The sequence below is a fragment of the Burkholderia cepacia ATCC 25416 genome (assembly GCF_001411495.1).
GTDB lineage: Bacteria > Pseudomonadota > Gammaproteobacteria > Burkholderiales > Burkholderiaceae > Burkholderia > Burkholderia cepacia.
Window position 1 is genome coordinate 2,110,832 of sequence record NZ_CP012981.1, and the last position, 26,636, is coordinate 2,137,467.

19 protein-coding genes are annotated in these 26,636 nt (G+C 67.6%); 6 read left to right on the forward strand and 13 right to left on the reverse strand.

Features of this window, described 5'->3' with window-relative positions:
• The first annotated feature begins 185 nt into the window (after positions 1-185).
• The gene (locus APZ15_RS09680; protein WP_027787961.1) at positions 186-1,670 is read left to right on the forward strand and encodes an NYN domain-containing protein; all 1,485 of its coding nucleotides are present in this window, start codon (positions 186-188) and stop codon (positions 1,668-1,670) included.
• Between the two features lie 137 nt (positions 1,671-1,807).
• On the opposite strand, the gene APZ15_RS09685 is transcribed toward APZ15_RS09680, so the two are convergent.
• From APZ15_RS09685 to APZ15_RS09720, 8 genes are all read right to left on the reverse strand, one after another.
• Positions 1,808-2,200 carry a VOC family protein gene (locus APZ15_RS09685; RefSeq protein ID WP_027787960.1) on the reverse strand — a complete coding sequence of 131 codons (393 nt, stop codon included), beginning with the start codon at positions 2,198-2,200 and terminating at the stop codon, positions 1,808-1,810.
• 105 nt (positions 2,201-2,305) lie between these two features.
• Entirely contained in the window at positions 2,306-5,614 is a 3,309-nt protein-coding gene (locus APZ15_RS09690; RefSeq protein WP_027787959.1) for an efflux RND transporter permease subunit, read from the reverse strand.
• A 104-nt stretch (positions 5,615-5,718) separates the two neighbouring features.
• Complete coding sequence (locus APZ15_RS09695; RefSeq protein WP_027787958.1) at positions 5,719-8,832, reverse strand: MdtB/MuxB family multidrug efflux RND transporter permease subunit; 3,114 nt, start codon at positions 8,830-8,832, stop codon at positions 5,719-5,721.
• Positions 8,833-8,847: 15 nt separating this feature from the next.
• Positions 8,848-10,218, reverse strand: coding sequence for an MdtA/MuxA family multidrug efflux RND transporter periplasmic adaptor subunit (locus tag APZ15_RS09700; protein WP_027787957.1), 1,371 nt, complete (start codon positions 10,216-10,218; stop codon positions 8,848-8,850).
• 253 nt (positions 10,219-10,471) lie between these two features.
• Positions 10,472-11,296: an IclR family transcriptional regulator gene (locus APZ15_RS09705; protein ID WP_057056455.1), complete on the reverse strand. Its 825-nt coding sequence runs from the start codon at positions 11,294-11,296 to the stop codon at positions 10,472-10,474.
• Positions 11,297-11,917: 621 nt separating this feature from the next.
• Positions 11,918-13,882 carry a PhoX family protein gene (locus tag APZ15_RS09710; protein ID WP_027787955.1) on the reverse strand — a complete coding sequence of 655 codons (1,965 nt, stop codon included), beginning with the start codon at positions 13,880-13,882 and terminating at the stop codon, positions 11,918-11,920.
• Positions 13,883-14,041: 159 nt separating this feature from the next.
• Entirely contained in the window at positions 14,042-15,235 is a 1,194-nt protein-coding gene (locus tag APZ15_RS09715; RefSeq protein ID WP_027787954.1) for an ammonium transporter, read from the reverse strand.
• A gap of 275 nt (positions 15,236-15,510) precedes the next feature.
• The gene (locus tag APZ15_RS09720) at positions 15,511-15,846 is read right to left on the reverse strand and encodes a hypothetical protein (RefSeq protein WP_027787953.1); all 336 of its coding nucleotides are present in this window, start codon (positions 15,844-15,846) and stop codon (positions 15,511-15,513) included.
• 193 nt (positions 15,847-16,039) lie between these two features.
• On the opposite strand from APZ15_RS09720, the gene APZ15_RS09725 reads away from it, so the two are divergent.
• The 4 genes from APZ15_RS09725 to APZ15_RS09740 all read left to right on the forward strand — a co-directional run bounded on the left by APZ15_RS09725 (position 16,040) and on the right by APZ15_RS09740 (position 18,499).
• Positions 16,040-16,468 (forward strand): hypothetical protein, encoded by a 429-nt coding sequence (locus APZ15_RS09725; RefSeq protein ID WP_021159399.1) that lies wholly within the window; start codon positions 16,040-16,042, stop codon positions 16,466-16,468.
• Between the two features lie 90 nt (positions 16,469-16,558).
• Positions 16,559-17,014 (forward strand): Rrf2 family transcriptional regulator, encoded by a 456-nt coding sequence (locus tag APZ15_RS09730; protein WP_027787952.1) that lies wholly within the window; start codon positions 16,559-16,561, stop codon positions 17,012-17,014.
• A gap of 128 nt (positions 17,015-17,142) precedes the next feature.
• Positions 17,143-17,784 (forward strand): NAD(P)-dependent oxidoreductase, encoded by a 642-nt coding sequence (locus APZ15_RS09735; RefSeq protein WP_027787951.1) that lies wholly within the window; start codon positions 17,143-17,145, stop codon positions 17,782-17,784.
• A gap of 244 nt (positions 17,785-18,028) precedes the next feature.
• Positions 18,029-18,499: an Lrp/AsnC family transcriptional regulator gene (locus APZ15_RS09740; RefSeq protein ID WP_006484401.1), complete on the forward strand. Its 471-nt coding sequence runs from the start codon at positions 18,029-18,031 to the stop codon at positions 18,497-18,499.
• Positions 18,500-18,541: 42 nt separating this feature from the next.
• Here APZ15_RS09740 and APZ15_RS09745 read toward each other — a convergent pair whose 3' ends face one another.
• From APZ15_RS09745 to APZ15_RS09755, 3 genes are read right to left on the reverse strand one after another with little or no spacing between them, the layout of a single operon-like run.
• Positions 18,542-19,315: an ABC transporter ATP-binding protein gene (locus APZ15_RS09745; RefSeq protein ID WP_021159403.1), complete on the reverse strand. Its 774-nt coding sequence runs from the start codon at positions 19,313-19,315 to the stop codon at positions 18,542-18,544.
• Between the two features lie 4 nt (positions 19,316-19,319).
• Complete coding sequence (locus tag APZ15_RS09750) at positions 19,320-21,008, reverse strand: ABC transporter permease (protein ID WP_027787950.1); 1,689 nt, start codon at positions 21,006-21,008, stop codon at positions 19,320-19,322.
• Positions 20,998-22,041: a Fe(3+) ABC transporter substrate-binding protein gene (locus tag APZ15_RS09755; RefSeq protein WP_021163380.1), complete on the reverse strand. Its 1,044-nt coding sequence runs from the start codon at positions 22,039-22,041 to the stop codon at positions 20,998-21,000. Before APZ15_RS09755 ends, APZ15_RS09750 begins: the two co-directional genes overlap by 11 nt.
• Before the next feature lie 242 nt (positions 22,042-22,283).
• Here APZ15_RS09755 and APZ15_RS40820 point away from each other — a divergent pair, with 242 nt between their 5' ends.
• On the forward strand, positions 22,284-22,445 hold the full coding sequence (locus APZ15_RS40820) for a hypothetical protein (protein WP_006476417.1): 162 nt from the start codon (positions 22,284-22,286) through the stop codon (positions 22,443-22,445).
• 148 nt (positions 22,446-22,593) lie between these two features.
• Here APZ15_RS40820 and APZ15_RS09760 read toward each other — a convergent pair whose 3' ends face one another.
• Positions 22,594-23,958: an amino acid permease gene (locus tag APZ15_RS09760; protein ID WP_027787949.1), complete on the reverse strand. Its 1,365-nt coding sequence runs from the start codon at positions 23,956-23,958 to the stop codon at positions 22,594-22,596.
• A gap of 291 nt (positions 23,959-24,249) precedes the next feature.
• Positions 24,250-26,541 (reverse strand): FUSC family protein, encoded by a 2,292-nt coding sequence (locus tag APZ15_RS09765; protein WP_027787948.1) that lies wholly within the window; start codon positions 26,539-26,541, stop codon positions 24,250-24,252.
• Between the last annotated feature and the right edge of the window lie 95 nt (positions 26,542-26,636).

A 26,636-nucleotide genomic window follows, 5' to 3' on the forward strand; every position in this document is an offset into this window, starting at 1 on the left:
AACTCAAGTGTAATGTCGATTTGCCCGTGCGGCGGGTGTGTATTAAGGGGCGTACCGGCGACGGGCCTTCCTGCCGCCATTCGTTCACACGGATGCGGGAATGACGCGCCGACCGGCTATCATGTGCGCGATGCATTTTTCGCCGCTACGTCATACAACGCAGCGGCCCACCGGTTGGAGTACACATGGCATTACCCCTGGACAACGTCAGCATGGCCGTGTTCTGCGACTTCGAGAACGTCGCGCTCGGCGTGCGCGACGCGAAGTACGAGAAGTTCGACATCAAGCCCGTGCTGGAGCGCCTGCTGCTGAAGGGCAGCATCGTCGTGAAGAAGGCCTATTGCGACTGGGATCGCTACAAGGGCTTCAAGGCGTCGATGCACGAGGCGAGCTTCGAGCTGATCGAGATTCCTCACGTGCGCCAGTCGGGCAAGAATTCGGCCGACATCCGGCTTGTCGTGGATGCGCTCGACCTCTGCTACACGAAGTCGCACGTCGATACGTTCGTGATCATCAGCGGCGACTCGGATTTTTCGCCGCTGGTGTCGAAGCTGCGCGAGAACGCGAAGAAGGTGATCGGCGTCGGCGTGAAGAAATCGACGTCGGACCTGCTGGTCGCGAACTGCGATGAATTCATCTTCTACGACGATCTGGTACGTGAGCAGCAGCGCACGCTCGCGAAGCGCGAACAGCAGCAGCGCGCGGGCAACGGCGGCGCGAAGCGGCCGGACGAGCCGGCGGCGTCGCGCAAGCACGACTTGGACGCGCGCAAGGCCGAGGCGATCGCGCTGGCCGTGGAGACGTTCGACGCGCTCGCGTCGGAGCGGGACGACGTCGGCAAGATCTGGGCGTCGGTGCTGAAGAGCGCGATCAAGCGTCGCAAGCCGGATTTCAACGAGTCGTACTACGGATTCCGCGCGTTCGGCAACCTGCTCGACGAGGCGCAGGCGCGCGGCCTGCTCGAAGTGGGGCGTGACGACAAGTCGGGTGCGTTCGTGTCGCGGGCACGCCAGTCGGCGGCTGCGGAGCAGGTTGCGCAGGCCGGCGAAGGCGGGGCCGCACACCACGGTGGCCACCACGGCGCGCGCGCGGCGGAGCCGGCGCGGGCCGGCCGCGAGCCGCGACGTCGCGAGCAGCGGGCGGAAGCCGTCGTGCATGAAACGGTGCAGGTCGACGCGGACGACGCGGCGATGGCCGAATCGGCCGGAGCCACCGAAATCGCGGCAGTCGTGCCGGCTGAAACGACCGAATTCGTGGAAGCGGTCGAAGCAGCCGAGGCGCACGGCGAAGCGAAGGATGGCCGCAAGCGTGCGCGCAAGAGCGCGGCGAAGAAGACCGGCGCGAAGAAGGGCGCCGCCGCGAAGAGCGCAGGCCGTGAGTCGGCCGGGAGGCCAGACGACGCCGGGCATGGCGCGGCGAAGCACGGCGGCGACAAGCACGCGCACGGCAAGCATGCGGGCGACCCGCATCGCGACCCGGAGCAGGGCGACATGTGGCCCGCCGCGGTGACGCACGTCGAGCCGGCGGCCGGCGATGTCGGCGGCGGGGTGGCTGCCGCACCGGCCGAGGCAGCTGTCGAGGCGCCCGCCGAAGCCAAGCCGAAGAAACCGGCCCGCAAGGCGGCACCGCGCGCGCGGCGTCCGCGCAAGACGGCGGCAGCGGCCGAGTAATGGTCGTGTAGGGGCTGAGGTAACGGCCGAGCCGGGTAGTGACCCGGTAACGTCCCCCGGCCGGGTGTCGTCCGAAGCAGGTCGGCACCCGGGCCGGTTTCTCGCAGCGCAACAACGGCCGGCGCAATGCCGGCCCGTCAGCCGACCTGACCGTTCAGCGCATAAGGCTGCGTCATCACTTCGAGGAAGTGGCCGTCCGGATCGTCGAAATACACGCCGCGGCCGCCGTTGTGGCGGTAGATGTCATCGGGTTGCCGCTTCGCGGGATCGGCCCAGTGCGGCAGCCCGCGCTCGCGGATGCGTGCCAGCACGCGGTCGAAACCGGCTTCGTCGAGCAGGAACGCGTAATGCTGCGACCGGATTTCCCCCGCCTGTTCGTAGAAATCGAGCGACACGCCGTTGTCGAGCGGTACGACCAGCATCGCGCCGAACGGCGTCGGCGGCGGCAGTTCCAGAAGCTCTGTAAGGAAACGGCTCGAGGCGCGCTTGTCGCGACACCAGACGATCGTATGGTTGAGCTGGACGTTCATGGCGTGTCCCCGTGAAGGGTCCCGCGGTGGGCATGGACTCACGATAGCCGATCGCTGCCGATGCGCAAGCGCGGCGAGCGGCCGCCCGGCGGGCGGCCGCTTCCATCACTTCCCGGCGACGGCCGGCCCGCCGGAATTCCCGCGGCGGTTGCGCCGCTTCTCGGCCCAGACGCGGAAACGATCCATGTACAGGTAGACGACCGGCGTCGTATAGAGCGTCAGCACCTGCGACACGATCAGGCCGCCGGCGATCGCGATCCCGAGCGGCGCGCGCAGCTCGGCGCCGTCGCCGCTGCCGAACGCGAGCGGCAGTGCGCCGAACAGGGCGGCCATCGTCGTCATCATGATCGGGCGGAAGCGCAGCAGGCACGCCTCGTGGATCGCGTCGAGCGACGATTTGCCGTAGTGGCGCGTCTGGTCGATCGCGAAGTCGACCATCATGATCGCGTTCTTCTTCACGATACCGATCAGCAGGATCACGCCGATCAGCGCGATGATGCTGAACTCGGTCTTGAACAGCAGCAGCGCGAGCAGCGCACCGACACCGGCCGACGGCAGCGTCGACAGGATCGTGATCGGGTGGATGTAGCTCTCGTACAGGATCCCGAGCACGATATAGACGGCCAGCAGCGCCGCGAGGATCAGGATCGGCTGGTCGTTCAGCGACTGCTGGAACGCCTGCGCGGTGCCCTGGAAGCTGCCGACGATCGTCGGCGGCACGCCGACCTGCGCCATCGTCTGATAGATCACCTGCGTCGCCTGCGACAGCGACACGCCGGGCGGCAGGTTGAACGAAATCGTCGTCGCGACGAACAGCCCCTGGTGGTTGACCGACAGCGGGGTCGTGCTCGGCCCGAACGTCGCGATCGCCGACAGCGGGATCATCGTCGACTTCGACGTCGACACCGACGCACCCGACGACGCGCTCGACTTGCCGCTCGCCGCGATCGCGTTGAGCGCCTGGTTGCGCGCGGAGTCCGACGCGATCGCCGCGGCGCTCTGCGCGGCCGTGCCGGCGCTCGACGTGCCGGCCGACGTCGCGACGTAGGTGCCGGCCGCCGCGTTGGTGGTCTGCGAGCCGTTCGCGCTGCCGCCCGACGTGCTGACCCACACCTGGTTCAGCATCTCGGGGCTCTGCCAGTATTTCGGCGCGACTTCCATCACCACGTGGTACTGGTTCAGCGGGTTGTAGATCGTCGAGACCTGGCGCTGGCCGAATGCGTCGTACAGCGTATTGTCGATCTGCGCGGGCTTGATGCCGAACCGCGCGGCCGTCGCGCGGTCGATCGTCACCATCGCCTCGAGGCCGCCTTGCTGCTGGTCCGAGTTCACGTCGGTCAGCTCGGGGCGCTTCTGCAGCGCCTCGGTCAGGATCGGCCCCCACTTGTACAGGTCGGCGCTCGAATCGCCCAGCAGCGTGAACTGGTACTGCGCGTTGCTCTGCCGGCCGCCGACGCGGATGTCCTGTGCCGCCTGCAGGAACGTGCGCGCACCCGCGACGTCCGCCAGCGGCGGGCGCAGTTGCTGGATCACCTGGTCGGCCGTCAGCTTGCGCTCGGTACGATCCTTCAGCGTGACGAACATGAAGCCCGAGTTGGTCTGCGTGCCGCCGGTGAAGCCCGCGACGCTCTTCACGTTCGGGTTGCCCTGCACGATCCGCATCATCTCGGAGAACTTCAGCTTCATCGCCTGGAACGACGTCGACTGGTCGGCCTGGATGCCGCCGATCATCAGCCCGGTGTCCTGCTGCGGGAAGAAGCCCTTCGGCACGACGATGTACAGGTAGACGTTCAGCCCGATCGTTGCGACGAGCGTCAGCAGGATCAGCAGCGGCCGGCGCAGCGCCCACGACAGCGAGCGTTCGTAACCGCGCTGCATGCGGCTGAAACAGCGTTCCAGGAATCGCGCGAAGCGGCCTTCGTTCTGCGGTTCGTGCGACTCGGGGAGCAGGCGCGCGCACATCATCGGTGTCACCGTGAGCGACACCGCGAGCGATACCGCGATCGCAAGCGACAGCGTCAGCGCGAACTCGCGGAACAGGCGCCCGACGATGCCGCCCATCAGCAGGATCGGCAGGAACACCGCGACGAGCGAGATGCTCATCGACAGCACCGTGAAGCCGACCTCGCGCGCGCCGTCGAACGCGGCCTGCATGCGCGACTTGCCGTTCTCGATATGCCGCGAGATGTTCTCGAGCACGACGATCGCATCGTCGACGACGAAGCCGGTCGCGACGATCAGCGCCATCAGCGACAGGTTGTCGATCGAGAAGCCGAGCAGGTACATCGCGCCGAACGTGCCGACGATCGAGATCGGCACCGCGACGCTCGGGATCAGCGTCGCGCGCCAGTTGCGCAGGAACAGGAACACGACCATCACGACGAGGCTGATCGCGATCAGCAGCGTGTGCTCGGTGTCCTTCAGCGACGCGCGAATGGTGGTCGAGCGGTCGAGTACGGGCGTGACCGTGATGTCGGCCGGCAGCGACGCGGTGAGCTGCGGCAGCGCCGCGCGCACGCGGTCGATCGTATCGATGATGTTCGCGCCGGGCGAGCGGTAGAGGATCACGAGCACCGCGCGCTTGCCGTTCGACAGGCCGAGGTTGCGGAGATCCTCGACCGAATCGACGACGTCGGACAGGTCGGACAGCCGCACGGCCGCGCCGTTGCGATACGCGACGACGAGGTCGCGATATTGCGACGCCTCGGACGCCTGGTCGTTCGTATAGAGCTGGTAGCGCTGCGGGCCGAACTCAATCGCGCCCTTCGGCGCGTTGGCGTTCGCGGAGGCGAGCGCCGCGCGCACGTCCTCGAGGCCGATCCCGTAGTGGAACAGCGCCTGCGGCTCGAGCTCGACGCGCACGGCCGGGTTCGCGGAGCCGCTCACCGACACCTGGCCGATCCCGTCGATCTGCGACAGCGACTGCTGCAGCACCGTCGACGCGGCGTCGTACAGCTTCGCGGGCGACGAGGTCTCCGACGTCAGCGACACGACCATGATCGGCGAGTCGGCCGGGTTGACCTTGCGGTAGGTCGGGTTGCTCTTCAGCGCGGCGGGCAGGTCGGCGCGCGCCGCGTTGATCGCGGCCTGCACGTCGCGGGCGGCGCCGTCGATGTCGCGGTTCAGCCCGAACTGCAGGATGATCCGGGCATTGCCGACCGTGCTCGTCGACGTCATTTCGGAGACGTCGGCGATCGAGCCGAGGTGCCGCTCCAGCGGGCTCGTCACGCTGGTCGCGACGGTCTCGGGGCTCGCGCCGGGCAGCGACGCCTGCACCGAGATGGTGGGGAAGTCGACCTGCGGCAGCGGCGACACCGGCAGCTTGACGAACGCGAACAGGCCCGCGAGCGCGACACCGATCGCGAGCAGCGTCGTCGCGACGGGGCGGGTGATGAAGGGGCGCGACAGGTTCATGTCGGCACTCGCTGGGCCGCCGCGTGTTCCGACGGATGCGTTTTCGGGAGATGGGGGGGCTGCGCCCCCCCACGCGAACGAAGTGAGCGTGGGGGTCGTGTCATTTACGCATCCGTGCGCGTGCCGGCTTGCGGGCCGTGGCGCTCGAACCAGCCGCGCACGCGGCGCGCGAGCGAGTCGAAGCCGAGGTAGATCACGGGCGTCGTGAACAGCGTCAGCACCTGCGACACGATCAGGCCGCCGGCGATCGCGACCCCGAGCGGCTGGCGCAGCTCGGAGCCCGCGCCGGCGCCGACGATCAGCGGCACCGCGCCGAGCAGCGCGGCGAGCGTCGTCATCAGGATCGGCCGGAAGCGCAGCAGGCACGCCTGGTAGATCGCCTCGCGCGGCGGCTTGCCTTCGACGCGCTCGGCCTCGAGCGCGAAGTCGATCATCATGATCGCGTTCTTCTTCACGATACCGATCAGCAGCACGATGCCGATGATCCCGATGATGTCGAGGTCGTGCCCGGTGATCATCAGCGCAAGCAACGCGCCGACGCCGGCCGACGGCAGCGTCGACAGGATCGTGATCGGGTGGATGTAGCTCTCGTACAGCACGCCGAGCACGATGTACATCGTGACGACCGCCGCGAGGATCAGGAACAGCTGGTTCGACAGCGATGCCTGGAACGCGAGCGCCGCGCCCTGGAAGCGCGTCTGGAACGACGCGGGCAGCCCGATGTCCTTCTCGGCGGCCTCGATCGCCTTGACCGCCTCGCCGAGCGACGCGCCCGCCGCGAGGTTGAACGAGACGGTGGTCGACGGGAACTGCGACAGGTGCGCGACCAGGAGCGGCGACGGCCGTTCGTGGAACGACGCGATCGACGACAGCGGCACCTGGCCGCCGCCCGCCGACGGCAGGTAGATGTCGTTCAGCGATTGCGCGTAGTGCTGCTCCTTCGGCTCGGACTCGAGAATCACGCGGTACTGGTTCGACTGCGTGAAGATCGTCGATACGATGCGCTGGCCGAACGCGTCGTACAGCGCGTTGTCGACGGTCGCCGGCGTGATGCCGAAGCGCGCGGCGCTCGCGCGGTCGATCTCGATGTAGACGGACTGGCCGTTGCTCTGCAGGTCGGTCGCGACGTCGGCGAGCGACGGCTCCTGCTGCAGACGCGCGACGAGCTTCGGCACCCAGGTCGCGAACTCTTCCGAGTTCGGGCTCGTCAGCATGAACTGGTACTGCGTCGGGCTGACGGTCGAGTCGATCGTCAGATCCTGAACCGACTGCATGAAGAGCGAGATCCCGGTGATGTTCGCCACGCGGTGCTGCAGGTCGCGGATGATCTGCGCGGCCGTTTTGGAACGCTCGTCGCGCGCCTTCAGGTTGATCAGCATCCGGCCGCTGTTCAGCGTGATGTTGCTGCCGTCGACGCCGATGAACGACGTGAGGCTCACGACATTCGGATCCTTCAGGATCTCGGCCGCGAGCGCCTGCTGGCGCTCGGCCATCGCGCCGTACGAGATCGACTGCGGCGCCTGCGTGATCGCCTGGATCACGCCGGTGTCCTGCGCGGGGAAGAAGCCCTTCGGCACGTAGACGTACAGCAGGCCCGTCAGCGCGAGCGTCAGCAGCGCGACGACGAGCGTCGAGCGCTGGCGGTTCAGCACCCATTCGAGCGCGACCGCATAGCGCGCGATCACCCAGTCGATCGCGTGGTGCACGCGCGCCTCGAAGCGATGGCTCTCGGGCGGCGGCGAATGGCGCAGCAGCTTCGCGCACATCATCGGCACGAGCGTGAGCGACACGATCGCCGAGATCACGATCGTCACCGCGAGCGTGATCGCGAATTCATGGAAGAGGCGCCCGACCACGTCGCCCATGAACAGCAGCGGGATCAGCACCGCGATCAGCGACACCGTCAGCGAGATGATCGTGAAGCCGATCTGCTTCGAGCCCTTCAGCGCGGCCTCGAGCCCGGATTCGCCTTCCTCGACGTAGCGCGCGATGTTCTCGATCATCACGATCGCGTCGTCGACGACGAAGCCGGTCGCGATGGTGAGCGCCATCAGCGACAGGTTGTTCAGCGAGAAGCCGGCCATGTACATCACCGCGAGCGTGCCGATCAGCGACAGCGGCACCGACAGGCTCGGGATGATCGTCGCGTAGATGTTCGCGAGGAACAGGTACATCACGAGCACGACGAGCCCGACCGCGACCAGCAGTTCGAACTGCACGTCGCGCACGGCGGCGCGGATCATCGTCGTACGGTCGGTGACGATCTGCACGTCGAGCGCGGCCGGCAGCGTTTCCTGCAGCTTCGGCAGCTGCGCCTTGATCGCGTCGACCGTCTGGATCACGTTCGCGCCCGGCTGGCGCTGCACGTTCAGGATGATCGCGGGCTCCGAATTCACCCACGCGCCGAGCTTGGTGTTCTCCGAGCCGGCGACGACCGTCGCGACGTCGGTGAGCATCACCGGGCGGCCGCCTTTGTATGCGACGACCGCGCTGTTGTATTGATCGGCGCTCGTGAGCTGGTCGTTCGCGTTGATCGTGTACGCGCGCGTCGGGCCGTCGAAGTTGCCCTTCGGCGTGTTCACGTTCAGGTTCGAGATCGTCGTGCGCAGGTCGTCGAGGTTCATCCCGTACTGCGCGAGCGCGGTCGGGTTCGCCTGGATCCGCACGGCCGGGCGGTTGCCGCCCGACAGGCTGACGAGGCCGACGCCCGCGATCTGCGAGATCTTCATCGCGAGGCGTGTGTCGGCGAGGTCCTGCACCTGCGTGAGCGGCAGCGTCTTCGACGTGACCGCGAGCGTGATCACCGGCGCGTCGGCCGGGTTGACCTTCGCATAGATCGGCGGGGCAGGGAGGTCGGACGGCAGCAGGTTGCCGGCCGCGTTGATCGCGGCCTGCACTTCCTGTTCGGCGATGTCGAGCGGCAGGTCGAGCGAGAACTGCAGCGTGATCACGGACGAGCCGGCCGAACTCTGCGACGACATCTGGTTCAGCGACGGCATCTGCCCGAACTGCCGTTCGAGCGGCGCGGTGACCGACGAGGTCATCACTTCCGGGCTCGCGCCCGGGTAGAAGGTCTGGACCTGGATCGTCGGATAGTCGACTTCCGGCAGCGCGGCGAGCGGCAGGAAGCGCAGCGCCACGAGACCGGCCAGCATGATCGCCGCCATCAGGAGGGCGGTGCCGACCGGCCGGAGAATGAAAAGGCGGGATGGATTCATCGAGCGGCCCGCGCGTTACTGGGCCGCGGGGGCCGCTGCCTGCGACGCGCCGTGCCGGTGTCCGCCGCGATGGCCGTCGGCGCCCGATGCACCCGACGCCGCACCGGCGCCGCGCGCGCCCGACGCGCCTTTCGGCTTGTCGGCCGGGATCGAGATCTTCGCGCCTTCGCGCAGGCGGTCGGAGCCGTCGGTCACCACGCGCTCGCCGAGCGACACGCCGCTGACGATGCTCGTGCGTTCGCCGTCGACCGGGCCGACCGTGACCTTGCGCACCGTCACCGTGTTGTCGGGTTTCACGACGTAGACGAACTGGCCGATCGAGCCGGTCAGCACCGCGGAGGTCGGCACGATCGTCGCGTTGCGCATCACGTCGACGAGCAGCCGCGTGTTCACGAACTGATTCGGGAACAGCATGCCTTCCTTGTTATCGAAGTTCGCGCGCAGCTTGACCGTGCCCGTGCTCGTGTCGATCTGGTTGTCGAGCGTCGCGAGCGAGCCCGTCTCGAGCGGCACCGTGTTGTTGCGGTTGTACGCGGTGACCGACAGCTTCTGGCCCGCGTTCACCTGCTTGAGGATCTGCGGCAGGTTGTCTTCCGACGTCGTGAAGATCACGCTCATCGGCTGCAACTGCGTGATCACGACGATGCCGTTGGCATCGCCCGGCGTCACGTAGTTGCCGGGGTCGACCTGGCGCAGGCCGACGCGGCCGGACACCGGCGCGGTGATGCGCGCATACGTGAGGTTCAGCTTCGCGGAATCGATCGCGGCCTGGTCGGTCTTCACCGCGCCTTCGTATTGCTTGACGAGTGAAGCCTGCGTATCGACCGTCTGCGACGCGATCGAATCCTGCGACAGCAGCGTCTGGTAGCGCTTCAGGTCGAGGCGGGCCGTCGCGAGCAGCGCCGAGTCGCGCGCGTGCGTGCCTTCGGCGTTCTCGAGCGACACCTGGTACGGGCGCGGGTCGATCTGCGCGAGCACGTCGCCTTTCCTGACGATCTGGCCTTCCTGGAACGAGACCGACTGCAGGTAGCCCGACAGCTGCGTCTTGACCGTCACGTTCGCGAGCGGCGTGACGGTGCCGAGCGCGGACAGTACGATCGGCATTTCGCCCTGCGTCGCGGTCGCGACCTGCACGGGCTGCGGAATGTTCGCCATCGCGGCGGGGCCGCCTCGGCCGCGGTGGCCGCCGCCGCCACCGGCGGCGCTTGCACCCGCGCCCGTCGCGGCACTGCCGGCCGCCGGCGTGCGGTTCCACGGGTGCCACCACAGCAGGCCGCCGATGACGACGACCGCGAGCGCCCCAGCCATCAGCGTGCGGCGCGGGCGCCGTGCGGCGGGAGACGCGGGGTCGTTCGAAGGAGGCGTGGGCTTTTGTTCGTTATCCATCGTGTTCTGTCAGGAAGACGGCGCGGCGTGCCGGAAATCGGACTGCTGGGCTGCGCGTGGGCGGGCGGTGCCGGGACGGGGCGCCCGGCTCGGTCCGGGGCCCCGCCGGCCTGCGCGGGAAAAGAGCGGTGCGCACCGCGAAGGCGGCGCGACGATGGGCATGATCCTACGTCCCGTCCCCGTTACAGTCCAGTGGACTATCTTTCAACGGGTTACGGTCGTTACAGAACGCAATTGGACGATGACGAATCGATTACACGGCGTGCCGCCGGGCCGGTGCGCCGCCGATCTCGCGGGTGATTTTCGCGATGCATTCGTGCAGCGCGGGCACCACGTGTTCGTGCAGCCATTCGGGCGGGCACTGGTGCGACGCGCCGCCGCAATTCACCGAATAGCGCTGGCCCGACGGGCCGACGAATCCGGCCGCCACCGCATTCAGGCCCTCGCGCCATTCGCCGATCGCGATCGCGCACCCGTCGCGCATTGCGTCGTCCAGCGCGGGGGTCAGGCGCGCGGACACGTGCGGCCAGTCGTCGCCGGCCGTGGTGCGCAGCGACTCGAGCAGCAGGCGGCGTTCGTCGTCCTCGAGTGCGGCGAGATACGCGCGGCCTACCGCGGTGCGTGCGATGTCCATCCGCGAGCCGATCTCGAGACGCGTGACGAGCACGGCCGAGCGCGGCCGGATCACGTCGATCGCGACCATGTCGAGCCGGTCGCGCACCGCGAGGTGCACGGACAGGGACGTGCGTTCGGCCAGCTCGATCATGAACGGCCGCGAGCGCGCGCGGATGTCGAAGTTGCGCAGGAAGCCGTGGCTCAGTTCGAGCACCGACGCGGTGAGCACGAAGCGCTCGCTGTCGGGCAACTGGAACAGGAAGCCGGCGCTGACGAGCGTCGCGGTGATGCGCGAGACGGTCGGCTTCGGGATGCCGGTCAGTTCGGTCAGCTCGCGGTTGCTGACGGGCGCGTCGGCAGCCGCGATGCGACGCAGGACGGCGAGGCCGCGGGCGAGGGCGGTGATTTCGTCGGGCGAGGATTCACGGTCCCGCGACGCGGGAGGGGTTACAGTGGTCGACACGAGGGATTCTCTCTATTTCCGAAACTCGATTTCAATTTTGTTGGTATTGTAGGACTATTGTCAAAGGATGCATGTTCCGCGGGTGAACCGGTCATTGGATGAGATTTTACGGGTTCACCCTTGGTTTATTAGGAAAACGCTCAAATGAGCGTTGCCAGAAAGTGCATGAACCGGTGCAAATACCGCTTGACTTGTCGGGCGGAAACGGAAAGAATGTCTCACGTTTTCGAAACATCGTTTCAAGAGTTTAACCGGCAACGATGTTTCGCGCAGTCTCTCAGGTTCTAGCACGGCCCTCGGAATGGCTAGAACTTTTTTAGCGCCACGGTCTCCGTGGCGCTTTTTTTTGCCCGTTTTTCTGCTCGCCCGCCCGGACGCGTCAGGCCCGTATTATCCCCCGATCGTCGAAACCCCCCGTTTACACCCGCGCGGCGCCTGCTCGCGCGTGCGCCTGACGCGATTCGCACGCGCAAAAAAAAGCGCGATGCCTGCACTGGGCATCGCGCATCAAACGGCGTGGAGCGCCGACGAATGATCGGTGATGAAGAAAGGGACGCCCGGTCAGGGACGCCCGGTCAGGGACACCCCGGCCGGCGGGCGGCGCCTCCTCGCGCGGCCCGGTCAGGCCTTCGCGAGCTTGATGCTGGTCTGCTCGGCGGTCAGGTAGCCGACGCTCGCGCCGAAGCGGTCCTTGAAGTTCGCGCGCACGAGCGGGTCGAGCGTCGGCTTGACCTTGTCGTGCAGCGGCGATTCCCAGTCGCCCGCGTGCTGGAAGTTGCTCATGATGTACGTCCAGCCGTTGATCTCGTCGACCGCGTGCAGGCCCGTCGATTCCGCGCCGGCCGGGCACGACAGCACGCGCACCAGCGACTTCGTGTCGACGTTGTACGCCCACAGGAAGTTGTTCACGTGCATGCCCGAGTCTTCGCCGATGAAGAGCGTGCGCAGCTTTTCGGAGAACTTCAGGTTGTCCGGGTTCGCGATCTTGTCCGGGTTCGCGAGGTTGCCGAGCCCGTCGGCCGCGGCGAGATCCTCGCCGACGAGCGCGGCCGGCGCGCCCATGTCGACCGGCACCCATTCGCTGTCGATCGCGCTGCCCGTCGTGTCGCGCTGGCTGCCCTTCAGGTTCAGCGCATAGACGGCGCCCGCGGCGATCTTCTTGTCGACCGCGACGTCGCGCGACGCCGCATTGCCCTTGACCATCGACGTCTCGATCCGCGACATCGCCGTGTAGACGATCTTGTCCTTCGCGTTCACGGTCGTGCCTTCGAGCTTCGTGAAGCCCATGCTGCCGCCGAGCAGCGCCGCATAGCGGTGCGTCTCGAGGAACGCGGCCGCCTTTTCCATCCCCGGCTTCACGCGCATCCAGTTGAACTTGCCGCCGAAGTGGATCTTCGTGTAGCTCGCATCGTTCGGGTCGGTGGTCACCAGGTCCATGATGTCCGACGCCTTCAACGTGTTCGCGAGCGCTTCGATTTCGCCGCTCGTCGCGTGGCCGATCCTGATCCACGTGAGCGTCGCGGTGCCGGCGCCGGCCGACGAGGTCTGCGTCCACTTCGCGACGTACAGCGTGCCGGCCGACAGGTCGGCGGCCTTGTCGGCGACGAACATGAACAGGCCGCCGTTGGTGGCGTCGTCACCCATCATCACGGTGCGCTGGTCCGGCATCACCTGGATCAGCTCGTGCGAGATGCGGCCGAGGCAATAGTGCTTCTTCACGGTGCCCGTGCCGTCGGGATTCACGGTGATCTCGGGCAGGTGACCGTAGTGGTAGGGGTTCGCCTTCGTCTCGTCGCCGAACGTGTTCCTGCTGAACGCCTTGAACTGCGCGTCGGTCGCGGCCTTGGTCGCGTCCGGCTCGTACTCCTCGCTCGACAGGTGCGTGCCCCACGGCGACAGGCTCGCGCCGCACGTGATCCACAGGCCGTGCGCCTTCGACGTGTCGACGTTGTGGTACTTGACGACCTTCAGCGCGCCGTTGGCCGGATCCTGGTCGAGCGTCAGCACCGCGATCGGCGACGGCAGCTGGCCGTACTGCGATGCGCTCGCCTGGTCGCGCGTCGTGTATTCGAACTGCACGACGGCGAACACCGTGTTGCCTTTCACGCCGGGCACGTTCGCGTTCTTCAGCGTCAGCATCGAGCTGCCGTCCGGGCAGTCGGAATAGAACTGGCGCTCCTTGCCGGCAACCGAGCGGTCGATGATCGGCTGGTTGTTGATGTCGTAGTAGCCGCCCGCGAGCGTCGTGCCGCCCTTGCCGTCCGGCACCATGTCGCCCGTCACGAAGAACGGCCGGTACGCGAGCTTGAAGTTGCGCGCCGAGCCGTCCGAGAACGACACCGACAGCGTCGAGCCGACCGTCGTCGTGGCCATCGCGGCCGCGTTGTCGAGCGTCGGGGCGGCCATCGCCGAGAACGTCGCCGACGTGTACGCGGCGGCGACCGGGGCCGGCGTCGACGCCGGATTGTCGTCGCCGCCGCAACCCGTCAGCAGGGCCGGCAGCGCGAGGCCGGAAAGGGGAAGCATCGGCGCGCCGGCGAGGATCTTCAGGGCCTGACGACGGGAAGCATTGGGCAACGCGGGCATGTGGAGTCCAGTTTCAGTTGTTGGAAGAATGGCCTTCGCGAAGCAGGCGCTCGGCAAGCGTCGCGAAGGCAAATTGAAAACTGGACGGAAGTGTAAGGACGCTCGATGAAAGTTTTTTGAATTGAAAACGTAATGGCGGGCCGGGCGTTCGTCAGGGGCTCAATCGCGCTCGGGCGTCGCCGAGATGCGGTGGATCGACAGGTCCGCGCCGTCGAACTCGGCTTCGCGGTCGAGGCGCAGCCCGACGGTCGCCTTCAGCGCACCGTACACGAGCGTGCCGCCCACGGTCGCGATGGCGATGCCGCCGAGCGTGCCGACGAGCTGCGACATGAACGACACGCCGCCGAGGCCACCGAGCGCGGGCAGGCCGAACACGCCGGCCGCGAGGCCGCCAAGCGCGCCGCACATGCCGTGCAGCGGCCACACGCCGAGCACGTCGTCGATGCGCCACTTGTTCTGCACGCAGGTGAACATCGCGACGAACAGTGCGCCGGCGGCCGCGCCCGTGACGAGTGCGCCGATCGGGTGCATCACGTCGGAGCCCGCGCATACCGCGACGAGGCCCGCGAGCGGCCCGTTGTACGTGAAGCCCGGGTCGTTGCGGCCGGCCATCCACGCGGCGAGCGTGCCGCCGACCATCGCCATCAGCGAGTTCACGGCGACGAGGCCGCTGATCTTGTCGAGCGTCTGCGCGCTCATCACGTTGAAGCCGAACCAGCCGACCGCGAGCACCCACGCACCGAGCGCGAGGAACGGGATGTTCGACGGCGGGTGCGCGGCGATCCGGCCGTCCTTCGCGTAACGGCCGTGGCGCGCGCCGAGCAGCAGGACGGCCGGCAGCGCGACCCAGCCGCCGAACGCGTGCACGACGACGGAGCCTGCGAAATCGTGGAATGGCGCGCCGAACGCGTGCGCGAGCCAGGCCTGCACGCCGAAGCGTTCGTTCCACGCGATCCCTTCGAAGAACGGATAGATGAAGCCGACGATGATCAGCGTCGCGACGAGCTGCGGATTGAACTTCGCGCGCTCGGCGATGCCGCCGGACACGATCGCGGGAATGGCCGCCGCGAAGGTCAGCAGGAAGAAGAAGCGCACGAGCGCGTAGCCGTTGTGCTGGGACAGCGTGCCGATGTCGTCGAAGAACTCGACGCCGTACGCGATCGTGTAGCCGATGAAGAAATACGCGAGCGTCGACACCGAGAAGTCGACCAGGATCTTCACGAGCGCGTTGACCTGGTTCTTCTTGCGGACCGTGCCGAGTTCGAGAAATGCAAAGCCCGCGTGCATCGCGAGCACCATGACGGCGCCGATCAACAGGAACAGTGAGTCGACGCCGGATTTCAGACCATCCATGCCGTGGCTTCCTTGCGCAAAAAACGGGCAAGGAATGCAAATATCGAGCCAACTTGGTGAGCCGTCGCATGGAGTTGGTGCTCGTGCGCCGCGTGGTGAGGCATTCCGATGGGTCGTGCACGGGAAGAGGGCGTAGCCGGCGCGGGCCGAGCGAGATACCTGGTGCACGCACGTGGTGCGGCGCGTACGGAACTGGTGCGCGTGACGAGCTGGTTGGTGCGGCGTGGTGCGCGATGGTGCGTGGCGGGCGCACCAACCGGCGCGTTAGTGGCGCATTAGTGGCGCGTGAACAGCGGGGGTGGCCGGCGCAGCCGCAGCGCGCACGCCGACCAGTAGGCGGCGACGGTTGTCAGCCCGAGCGCAGCGAACGCGAGCGCCGCGAAGCCCGCGAGCGACTGGCCGTCGCCGTCGGGGCCGAGGATGCCTTGCGCGACGATCAGCGCGGCGGTCCAGAAGCCGATCACGGCCTGCGCGAGCAGGCGCGCGGTTGCGACGCGGCGCGGGCGTCCGGATTCGGCCAGGCGGTGCGCCGACCGCGGGCGCAGACACAGGAACAGGGTGGCGGCGAGCAATGCGGCCAGGGCGATGAGCCAGTCGACGAGGAAATCCATGAGAAAAAGGGGGCACGTCCGAAGCGGGTTGAAGCGTGCCCACTTTAGAGTCCTCGCGTGTGCGATTGAATCAGACGAGTCCGAAATTTAAAGCCATTTTTAATGGCGGGACGTGATTGGCCCTGTTCAACAGGCGGTATCATCGACGTCGGTCCAACCACGAGGCCGCGCCACGCGCAGCCGGAGATTGCTGATGAAGATGAAGACTTCGCGGGCGCGTCGCGTGCCCGGGTCCGTACTGGCGGCCGTGGCCGCCGGTGCGCTGCTGTTGCTCGCGGGCTGCGAGAAGTCCGGTGCGCCGGTCACGCAACCCGATACGGCCGCGAGCGCGGCCGCCGATGCCGCGAACAATGCGGCCAAGGCGCTCGACCAGGTGGCGAGCACCGTCAACCAGCAGATCAACGCCGCGAAGGCCGGCATCGCGTCCGCGGCGTCGGCCGTGCCGCCGCTGTCCGCGAGCGGCCTCGCCTCCGCCGCGCAGGCGCAGATCGACGCGGCTGCTTCCGCAGTCGTCGCGCATGCGGCTTCCGAAGCCGGCGCAAAGATCGCCGAAGCCGGCAAGAAGCTGCAGCAGTGGAGCCAGCAGAATGCGTCGGGCGCCAAGCCCGCGAGCGGAGAGTGACGCGGGCTTGCATGATCCACGAAATGTAATTATGATGGTTACATATGTCGCCGGCCGCAGGATGGGCCGGCGTCGTCAAGTGAGTGAGGAATGAATACCAGCAGCCGGTTCGCGTTTGCCGTCCACGTGCTTGCCTTGCTGTCGATGCAGGAGGGCGTGCCGCTGTCGTCCGACATCATCGCGGGCAGCGTGAACACGAATCCGGCGCTGATCCGCCGCTTGCTGTCGATGCTGGCGGCCGCCGGGCTGACCACGTCGCAGCTGGGCGCGGGCGGCGGTGCGCTGCTGGCGCGCGAGCCTGGCGCGATCACGCTGCTCGACGTATATCGGGCGGTCGACGATGCGCAGCTGTTCGCGCTGCACCGCGAGGCGCCGAATCCCGCGTGTCTCGTCGGGCGGCACATCCAGGGCGCGCTGACCGACTACATCGGCGACGCGCAGCGCGCGATGGAAGCCTCGCTTGCTACGCGCACGCTGGCCGACGTCACGGCCGACGTGCTGGATCTGGAGCAGCGCACGCAACATGAGGCGCGCGCCGGCGGGTAACCGGCGGCAGGGCAGGAAGCCGGACGGCGCGTTTGCGCGGCGACCGGCGCAACGGGGGCTTTGCCCCGTTTTTTTCGGTCTTATCTGTAATTGACTTTGTTACATATTTTGCTTACTGGAGAATCGACATGACGCAACGTACCCTGAATATCGCGCTGTTCGGCGCCACCGGCACGATCGGCTCGCGCATTGCCGCGGAAGCCGTGCGACGCGGCCATCGCGTGACCGCGCTGTCGCGCCATCCCGGCGCGGCCGGCGACGGCATCACCGCGAAGGCGGCCGATCTGTTCGACGCGGCCAGCATCGCGGCCGCGCTGCCGGGTCATGACGTCGTCGCGAGCGCATACGGCCCGAAGCAGGACGATGCGGCGAAGGTCGTCGCGGCCGCGAAAGCGCTGGTCGCCGGCACCCGCCAGGCGGGCCTGAAGCGGCTCGTGGTGGTGGGCGGCGCGGGTTCGCTCGAAATCGCGCCGGGCAAGCAGCTGGTCGACAGCGAAGGCTTTCCTGAAGCGTACAAGGCGCAGGCGCTCGCGCACCGCGATGCGCTCGGCTACCTGAAGACGGTCGACGACCTCGACTGGACGTTCTTCGCGCCGGCCGCGATGATCGCCCCGGGCGAGCGCACGGGCACGTTCCGCACGGGCGTCGGCAAGCTGATCGTGGATGCGCAGGGCAACAGCAGGATCTCGACGGAAGACTACGCGGTCGCGTTCGTCGATGCGCTCGAGCAAGGCAGCTTCGTGCGCGAGATCGCGACGGTCGCGTATTGAGCGGCGCGCCGGCCGGCGCGTGAGCATCGGGCCGGTCGCGACGTGCAGGAACGCCAGGCGATTCCACCTTGACGGGCGGGATCGCCTGTTTCGTCTGGAGCGGGCCGCGTGCCGGCGGACTCACCCGTCCCGCGCGTGTACCGGATCGGTATTTATACCGGTCGACGCGGCGAGGCGGTTTTCATATTGTTCCCCGTTGTGCAGGATGAATAGAATAAATTTCTATCTACGAGGGACTGGAGAAATGGACGCCATCGATCGCAAGCTGCTGGAGCTGTTGCAGGCGGATGCCACGCTGCCGATCGCGGAACTGGCACAGCGCGTGAACCTGTCGCAGACGCCGTGCTGGAAGCGCGTGCAGCGGCTCAAGGAAACCGGCGCGATTCGCGCGCAGGTTGCGCTGTGCGATCCGCGCAAGCTTGGGGTCGGCACGACCGTGTTCGTCGCGATTCGGACGAACCAGCACACCGAGGAATGGGCGCAGCGGTTCACGCAGGCCGTGCGCGACATGCCGGAAGTGGTCGAGGTGTACCGGATGAGCGGCGAGACCGACTATCTGTTGCGCGTCGTGGTGGCCGGCATCGACGATTACGACCGCGTCTACAAGCAGCTGATTCGTACGGTGCCGCTGTTCGACGTCAGCTCGTCGTTCGCGATGGAGCAGATCAAGTATTCGACCGCGCTGCCCGTGCGCGACCTTGCCGAGCCGGCGTAGCGCGGCAATGAAACGGCGCGGGCGTGCAGCGCGCCCGCGGGTTCAGCGGCCGCGCGCCAGTGCGCGTGCGCGCTCGTCGGCCAGTGCGTCGCGGCGCACGAAATCCGCGACGAACGGGCTGGCCGGATGGTGATGCAGTGCGTACGGCGTATCCCATTGCGCGAGCTGGCCATCCTTCATCACGCCGATCCGGTCGGCGATCGCGAAGGCTTCCGCCTGGTTGTGCGTGACGAGGATCGCGGTGTGGCCCGTGCGTTTCAGGATGTCGCGCAGCTCGAACGCGAGCCGCTCGCGCGTATCGACGTCGAGATTCGAGAACGGCTCGTCGAGCAGCAGCAGTTCCGGTGACGGCGCGAGCGCACGGGCGAGTGCGACGCGTTGCTGCTGGCCGCCCGACAACTCGTGCGGATAGGCGCTGCCGGAATCGGCGAGGCCGACGAGATCGAGCATTTCCGCGACACGCATGCGCCGTTCGGTCTTCGGCATGCGCCGCAAACCGAACGCGACGTTGTCGGCCGCGCTGAGGTGCGGAAACAGCGCGTAATCCTGGAACATCATGCCGATGCGGCGCCGCTCGGGCGGCACGTCGAGCGACGGCGCCGCGACGGGCGCGCCGTCCAGCACGATGCGCCCCATGCGCACCGGTTCGAAGCCGGCGATCGCGCGCAGCACGGTGGTCTTGCCGCAGCCCGACGCACCGAGCAGGCAGCCGATGTCGCCGCGCGGCAGCGCGAGGCTCAGGCCGTCGACCACCGTGCGGCGGCCGTGCGGCGTGTCGTATGCGAGGCAGAGGTCATCGAGTTCGAGCAGGTTCACGGTGTCAGGCTCCGATCTTGTGGCGGGTGCGGGCGAGCAGGATCACGGGCACGAGCCCGGCCAGCACGATCGCGAGGGCGGCGACCGCGCCTTCCTCGTAGGTGCCGCGCGCCGCTTCCGCATACAGCCAGGTGGCGAGCGTGTCGAAGTTCAGCGGACGCAGCAGCAGCGTCGCCGGCAATTCCTTCATGGCGTCGACGAACACCAGCAGTGCGCTCGTGGTGAGCGCGGGCCGCAGCAGCGGCAGGTGCACGCGGCGCAGCGTGCCGCCGGCCGTTTCGCCGAGCGAGCGCGCCGCCTGTTCCAGCGACGGCGGGATGCGCGCGAGGCCGGCCTCGATGCTGCCGGCCGGGATCGCGAGAAAACGCACCGTGTAGGCGATCACGAGCGCGGCCGCCGAGCCCATCAGCAGCAGCCCGTCGCGGCCGAGTGCCGCGCCGAACAGCCGGTCGGCCGCCGCGAACGGGATCAGCAGGCCGATCGCGAGCACGGTGCCGGGCACCGCATAACCGAGGCTCGCGATTCTCGCGCACACGCGGGCCGGGCCCGCGCCTGCGCTGTCGCGTTGCGCGCGCGCGGCCCATGCGACGACGAGCCCGCACGCGAGTGTCGCGACGGTGGCGGCGGTGGCGATCGTCAGCGTGTTCGCGAGCCCCGTCATCAGTTGCGCGGACACGCCGCCGACGAGATGCAGCCGCTTGGCCGTCTCGACCGCGAGATACGCGGCCGGCGCGCCGAAGCCGAGCAGCACGGGCAGCCAGCCGAGCACGGCGGCGCCCCATGCGGCCGTGCCCGTCAGGCGGCGCGGCGCGATCGGCCGCATGCGCCGGCCGTGCGCATAGCGCTGGCGGCGGCGCCCGTAGCGTTCGAGCACGATCATGCCCACGACGATCGCGAGCATCGCGAGCGCGATCTGTGCGGCGCCGGCAAGATCGGACCGCGTGATCCATGTCGTGTAGACGGATACCGTCAGCGTCTGCACGCCGAGGAATTCCGATGCGCCGATATCGTTCAGCGTTTCGAGCAGCGCGAGGCTCACGCCGACCGCGATCGCGGGCCGCGCGAGCGGCACGACGACGCGCCAGAACGTGGCGATGCGTCCCGCGCCGAGCGTGCGCGCGGCTTCGAGCAGGCTCGCGGACTGCGTGACGAACATCGCACGCGTGCTCAGGTAAACATAGGGATACAGCACGAAGCCGAGTACGAAGATCGCGCCGGGCAGCGAGCGCAGGTCGGGCAGGCGGAACTGGCGCGGGCTGTCGAAGCCGAGCAGCCAGCGGACCGCGCCCTGTACGGGGCCGATCGGGTGCAGCAGGTCGAGATACGCGAACGCGACGATGTAGGTGGGAACCGCGAGCGGCAGCAGCAGTGCCCATGTGAGCACGCGGCGGCCGGGAAAGTCGTATGCGGTGACGAGCCACGCGCAGCCGGTTCCGACGATCGACACGATCGTGCCGACGCCCGCGAGCAGCAGCAGCGTATTGACGAGCGCCTGCGGCAGCACGAATTCGGCGAGATGCCGCCAGTGCGCGAGATCGGCGTCGAACGCGGCGGCCACGAGCACCGCGAGCGGCGCCGCGACCGCCGCGGCGATCGCCAGCGCCGCGAGCAGCCACAGGCTGCCCGCGCGCGGCAGCAGGCGCGGCCGGCACGCCACGCGGCGCGCGCCGGCGGTGGTTGCGTCAGTTGTCAAAACCGACCTTGTCGACGAGCTGGCTCGCCTGCTTGCGATGCTTCGCGATGTCCGCCAGCGGCAGCGGGTCGATCTTCAGCGTCCCGAAGCCGGCGATCACCGGATCGAGTTTCACGTTCGCGCGCACCGGGTATTCGTAGTTCGCCTGCGCATACAGCGCCTGCGCTTCCGGCGACACGAGGTATTCGAGCAGTTTCACTGCGTTGGCCTTGTGCGGCGCGTGCTTCGCGACCGTCGCGCCGCTGATGTTGACGTGCGTGCCGCCGCTCTTCGCGTTCGCGAACGTCGGCCGCACGACCTTGATCGCATCGCCCCACTTGCGTGCGTCGCTGCCGGGCTCCGCATTCTTCATGTGGCCGACGTAGTAAGCATTCGCGAGGCCGACGTCGCAGATGCCGCCGAGGATGTCGCGTGCGACGTCGCGGTCGCCGCCCGTCGCCTTGCGCGCGAGGTTCGCCTTCACGCCGCGCAGCCACTTCTCGGTCGCGGCTTCGCCGTCGTGCGCGATCATCGCCGCGACGAGCGCCGTGTTGTACGGATGCTGGCCCGAGCGGATGCAGACCTTGCCCTTCCATTTCGGATCGGCGAGATCCTCGTAGCGGAACGCATCGACCTTCAGGTCCTTCTCGACGTACAGCACGCGATCGCGCAGCGACAGCGCGTACCAGTCGCCGTTCGCGCCGCGCAGGTTCGCGGGAATCGCGTCGTCGAGCGTCTTCGAGCGCACCGGCTGCGTGAGCCCGCCGTCGACGAGATCGAGCAGGTTGCCGACGTCGACCGTCATCAGCACGTCGGCCGGCGACTGCGCACCCTCCGCCTTCACGCGCTCGAGCAGGCCGTCCTTCACGAACACCGTATTGACCTTGACGCCGCTCTGCTTCGTGAACGCTTCGATGAGCGGCTGGATCAGCTTCGGTTCGCGGGTGGTGTACAGGCTGACTTCCTCGGCCGCATGAGCCGGCGGCGCGAAGGCAGCGGCGGCAAGGGCGAGGGCGCCGGCGAGCGGCAGCAGGCGGGTGCGCGGATTCGACATGAAGACTCCGGAGGGGCAGGTGGACGAAGGGAGCGTTCCGGGGCGCGCCTGCCGCTCGAGCGACCCGGAATATTACAAAATGAAAGACTCGGGATTCTAGATCGAAATGGGAACCGTTATCAAATGAAAGATAACGACGAGCAGGCGGAGGACGGGAAAGGGGTGCGGAAACGGGGCGTCGCGGGACGGGCGCAAGCGCGTAGAATGCCCGCTTCGATGAATTTGACGGAGTCGCCCCGACCATGAACGATCAGCGCAAGAAGAACCCAGTCCGCAACGTGAGCATCCTGATCGTCGTGGCCGTGCTGCTCGTGATCGGGACGATCCTGTACAACGCGATTTCGCAGAAGCACGCGTACGACGAAGCCCATCCGGCCGAGGCCGCGAGCGCCGCATCGCACTGACGTGCCGATGCGCGGCCCGGCGGGCCGCGCACGTGGCGTCGAGGTGAAGGGGACGAGTGCCCGGCTGTTGGCGCGGCGGATGCCGCGCGGAGCCGGGAACGAAGCGGGCGCCGGAACCGGCGCGCCGCGTACGCCGGTCAGCCGTGCGTCAACGTGACGCAGGTGCGAATTTCGGGCGGATCCGTGCGTAGAACACGACCGCGAGCAGCGTGAGCCACGCCGCGCCGACATACAGCGCGACACGCGTGTCCTCGAACCAGCCGAGCATCACGATCACGAAGCCCATGAACGCGATCGTCAGCGCCGGCGCGACCGGCCACAACGGCACCTTGAACTTCAGCGCCGCGACTTCGGCGCTCGACAGCCGGCGGCGCATCGCGACCTGCGACAGCAGGATCATCAGCCAGACCCACACGGTCGCGAACGTCGCGATTGCCGCGACCATCAGGAACACGTCCTTCGGCATCAGGTAGTTGAGCAGCACGCCGGCGAGCAGCGCGACCGCCATCACGAGCACCGTGACCCACGGCACGCCGTGCCGCGAGGTCGTCATCAGCACGCGCGGTGCCTGGCCCTGGCGCGCCATCCCGAACATCATCCGGCCCGCGCCGAAGATGTCGCTGTTGATCGCGGAGATCGCCGCGCTGATCACGACCAGGTTGAGGATCGTCGCGGCCGACTTCACGCCGAGCGCGGAGAAGATCTGCACGAACGGGCTGCCGTCGCTGCCGACACCCGTCCACGGGCTGATCGACATCAGCACGACCATCGTCAGCACGTAGAACAGCAGGATGCGCGCGGGCACCGCGTTGATCGCGCGCGGAATCACGCGCTCCGGATCCTTGGCTTCGGCGCTCATCCCGATCACCTCGATCCCGCCGTACGCGAAGATCACGACCGACAGCGACGCGATCAGCCCGCCGACGCCGTTCGGGAGGAAGCCGCCATGGTTCCACAGGTTCGCGAACGTCGGCACGTCGGCCGAATGGCCGAAGTGCATGCCGGTCAGCAGGATCGCCACGCCGCCGCCGATCATCGCGACGATCGCGCCGACCTTGATGATCGACAGCCAGAACTCGAGTTCGCCGAACACCTTCACGTGGCACAGGTTCAGCCCGCAGATGATCGCGACGACGCCGAGCACCCAGATCCATTGCGGGACATCCGGAAACCAGAAGCCCATGTAGATGCCGAACGCCGTGATGTCGGCGATCGCGACGATCACCATTTCGAGCGTGTAGGTCCAGCCGGTGACGAAGCCGGCAAACGGGCCGAGGTTCTCGGTCGCATAGTGGCCGAACGAGCCGGCGACGGGTTCGCGCACGGCCATCTCGCCGAGCGCGCGCATCACCATGTAGACGGCCGCGCCGCCCAGGATGTACGCCAGGATCACGGCCGGGCCCGCGAGCTGGATCGCGGACGCCGAACCGTAGAACAGACCCGTGCCGATCGCCGAACCCAGCGCGAGAAAGCGGATGTGCCGCGCGCTCAGGTGGCGCTGCAAGTTTTTCATCGTGTCTCCGATATCGTTATGCGACGGACCGGGCGAGCGGGGCCGGTCCGATTGCGTCAAGTTGTCTATACAACTTGAATGTGAACGAATGATAACAAGCCGGGCCGGATGACCGGAATCGGGTATTCCCTGACTGGCGCGACGGGCGCAACAGGGGGCAGGGCGGTCGCGCATGGGAGGCGCGGGCCGCCTGGAACGCTCGGGTCATGCTTCGGGGATCGCTGAATCGGGGAGCGCCGGTGGCCGATCCGCGGCATGCGCGGGCCGGCCACCGGCGGGGTAAAGCCGCGGTCAGGCGGGCAGGCGGATCACGCTCGCATCCTTGCGGATCAGCAGCGACGACGCGAGCATCTGCTTGCACTGATGTGCGAGTACCTTCAGGTCGTGCGTGAGCTCGGCACCCACCGCATCGGATTTCTCCGCGGACACGACCATCGCGTCGAGGTCGCGCGTGATCTGCTTCGACGCGTCGAGCTGATCGGCGGGCGGCGGCTCGCCGGCCTCGGCCTTCTCGAGATTGTCGAGCACGGCGGCGAGGCCGCGGTGCAGCGCATCGTCGTGAAGGATGTTGCCATCGGCTGCGCAGGCCGTGCGGATCAGCGGCGCGGCGGCCGTGATCTGCGCGCCGAGCACGTGGGTCTGCACGAGCAGGTCGTTCAGTTCCGGCACGAAGCGCTGGTGCGCCTTCGGTTCGATCATCATCCGCTGGAACGCCTGCCCGAGATTCGCGAACGCGATGTGCACGTCCTTGCGCGCGAGGCGGTAGCGGTAGTCGTCGTCGAGGGTCGTGGCCGGCGCCTCGATGGCCGCGGCGACCACCGGCACGACGGCCGCGCCGTCGGCGGCCGGCACGGGCGGCGGCGACACGCCGCGCCCGGCCCGCCACACGGCCTCGAAATACTTGCGGGTCGCGGTGAGCATGTCGGCCACCTGCTTGCCCATCAGCCGGTATTCCCAGTACGGGAACAGCCGGCTCGCGGCGATCGCGATCATGCAGCCGACCACGGTGTCGATCGCACGCTCGCCGATGATCCGCATGCTGCCCGGCGCGAGCAGGTGGAACATCAGGAGCACGTACGACGACGTGAACACAACGCTCGCCGCGTAGTTGAACAGCAGCAGGCTGTAGCTCATCACCATCGACCCGAACATGATCGCGATCAGCAGGTGCGGCTCCTTCACCGTATAGATCAGCGCGATGCTCGCTGCGCAGCCGATCAGCGTGCCGATGATCCGCTGCGCGTTGCGCTGCTTGGTGAGCGAGTAGCCGGGTTTCAGGATGATGATGGTCGTCATCACGATCCAGTACGCGTTCGTGAGCGGCAGCAGCCGGCCGAGCCAGAACCCGACCGCCACCGCGATCGTCACGCGCAGCGCGTGGCGGAAGCTCGGGGAACGCATGTTCAGGTTCGAGAAAATCAGGAGCGGCGACATCCGGCGGCGCTGCAGGAAGCGCGTGAGCGCCTTGTCGATCTTCAGTTCGGTTTGCTGCGGATCGGCGTGGCCCGACAGGTTGCGGCGCATCCGGTCGATCAGGCGCGTCGCGCTCCAGATGCGCCGGAACGTGGCGAGCACGGCCGCATACGCCTCCGCGTTGGTGGCCGGGAAGTTCTTCTTGCGCATCAGCTCGATCTCGTATTCGATCGCGCGCAGCTCGGCCTTCACGCTGATCCGCGAATGCGGGGCGCGGTTTTCGAGCACCGCGAGGCCGATCTCCTCGAGATCGGCGGCCGCCTTGCCGATCAGGTCGCGATAGAAGATGATCAGGTCCGAGCCGCCGAACGTGTTGCGCACCAGCGGGTAATCGGTGTGCGCGCCGACGAACAGCTCGTGCAGGTCGACGCTGTTGATGAACAGGTTGTACATCGTCGTGCGGCCGGGATCGAGCTTGCCGCGGCGCAGCTTCGGCAGGTTGCGCAGCACGATGTCGCGCGCGGTTTCCTGGGTTTCGACCGCCGTGATCTGCTTGGCGACGAGATTGCGGTAGCACTCGTCGAGATCGGCATCGAGGTCGTAGAACTGCGCGCGCGCGAGCAGGTAGTCGGCGCAGGCGAACAGGCTCTCGGCCAGCGCCTGCTGCTCGATCCGGCGCGCCTGCCATCGCGACACGAGCGTGGCCCAGTACGTGTACCAGAGGCCGCCTGCGAGAATCCAGCCGGCGTTGATGAACGCCTGCAGCGGCGAGAACTTCTCCTCGAGCGTCATCACCATCATGAACAGCGTCGCGAAGCTGATCTGCGGCCAGCGGTTGCCGTAGACGACGATCAGCGACAGCACGAAGGTGAGCGGCACGATGGTGAGCCACAGCACGAAGATGTTCGGTGTGGCAAGGCCGGTCGCGAGCGCGGCCAGAAAGCCGATCACGCTGCACGCGAGCATTTCGTTGTGCTTGTACTTGAGCGGGCCCGGCATGTCGACGACGCAGGCGCCGAGCGCGCCGGTCGAGATCGTGAAGCCGAGCTCGCGGTTGTGAAACACGATCAGGCACAGCACGGCCGGCAGCGAAACGCCGACCGCGATCCGCAGGCCGCCGAAAAAGTACTGGCTGTAGAAAAACTTTCTGATTTCGACCGAATAGCGCATCGATGGACTGAATGGCAGACGAAGACGCCCGGGGCGGCGTATTGACTGGCGACGAGTCTATCGTATTTCGCGGTCCGCAAAACCTGGCTTTCCGG

Excerpts from the sequence above, each read along its gene's own strand:
- APZ15_RS09740 (WP_006484401.1), top strand. The coding sequence starts at position 18,029 with ATGGACGCCATCGATCGCAAGCTGCTGGAGCTGTTGCAGGCGGATGCC.
- APZ15_RS09720 (WP_027787953.1), bottom strand. The coding sequence starts at position 15,846 with ATGGATTTCCTCGTCGACTGGCTCATCGCCCTGGCCGCATTGCTCGCC.
- APZ15_RS09765 (WP_027787948.1), bottom strand. The coding sequence starts at position 26,541 with ATGCGCTATTCGGTCGAAATCAGAAAGTTTTTCTACAGCCAGTACTTT.
- APZ15_RS09680 (WP_027787961.1), top strand. The coding sequence starts at position 186 with ATGGCATTACCCCTGGACAACGTCAGCATGGCCGTGTTCTGCGACTTC.
- APZ15_RS09690 (WP_027787959.1), bottom strand. The coding sequence starts at position 5,614 with ATGAACCTGTCGCGCCCCTTCATCACCCGCCCCGTCGCGACGACGCTG.
- APZ15_RS40820 (WP_006476417.1), top strand. The coding sequence starts at position 22,284 with ATGAACGATCAGCGCAAGAAGAACCCAGTCCGCAACGTGAGCATCCTG.
- APZ15_RS09700 (WP_027787957.1), bottom strand. The coding sequence starts at position 10,218 with ATGGATAACGAACAAAAGCCCACGCCTCCTTCGAACGACCCCGCGTCT.
- APZ15_RS09760 (WP_027787949.1), bottom strand. The coding sequence starts at position 23,958 with ATGAAAAACTTGCAGCGCCACCTGAGCGCGCGGCACATCCGCTTTCTC.
- APZ15_RS09735 (WP_027787951.1), top strand. The coding sequence starts at position 17,143 with ATGACGCAACGTACCCTGAATATCGCGCTGTTCGGCGCCACCGGCACG.
- APZ15_RS09710 (WP_027787955.1), bottom strand. The coding sequence starts at position 13,882 with ATGCCCGCGTTGCCCAATGCTTCCCGTCGTCAGGCCCTGAAGATCCTC.
- APZ15_RS09755 (WP_021163380.1), bottom strand. The coding sequence starts at position 22,041 with ATGTCGAATCCGCGCACCCGCCTGCTGCCGCTCGCCGGCGCCCTCGCC.
- APZ15_RS09695 (WP_027787958.1), bottom strand. The coding sequence starts at position 8,832 with ATGAATCCATCCCGCCTTTTCATTCTCCGGCCGGTCGGCACCGCCCTC.
- APZ15_RS09715 (WP_027787954.1), bottom strand. The coding sequence starts at position 15,235 with ATGGATGGTCTGAAATCCGGCGTCGACTCACTGTTCCTGTTGATCGGC.
- APZ15_RS09730 (WP_027787952.1), top strand. The coding sequence starts at position 16,559 with ATGAATACCAGCAGCCGGTTCGCGTTTGCCGTCCACGTGCTTGCCTTG.
- APZ15_RS09725 (WP_021159399.1), top strand. The coding sequence starts at position 16,040 with ATGAAGATGAAGACTTCGCGGGCGCGTCGCGTGCCCGGGTCCGTACTG.
- APZ15_RS09685 (WP_027787960.1), bottom strand. The coding sequence starts at position 2,200 with ATGAACGTCCAGCTCAACCATACGATCGTCTGGTGTCGCGACAAGCGC.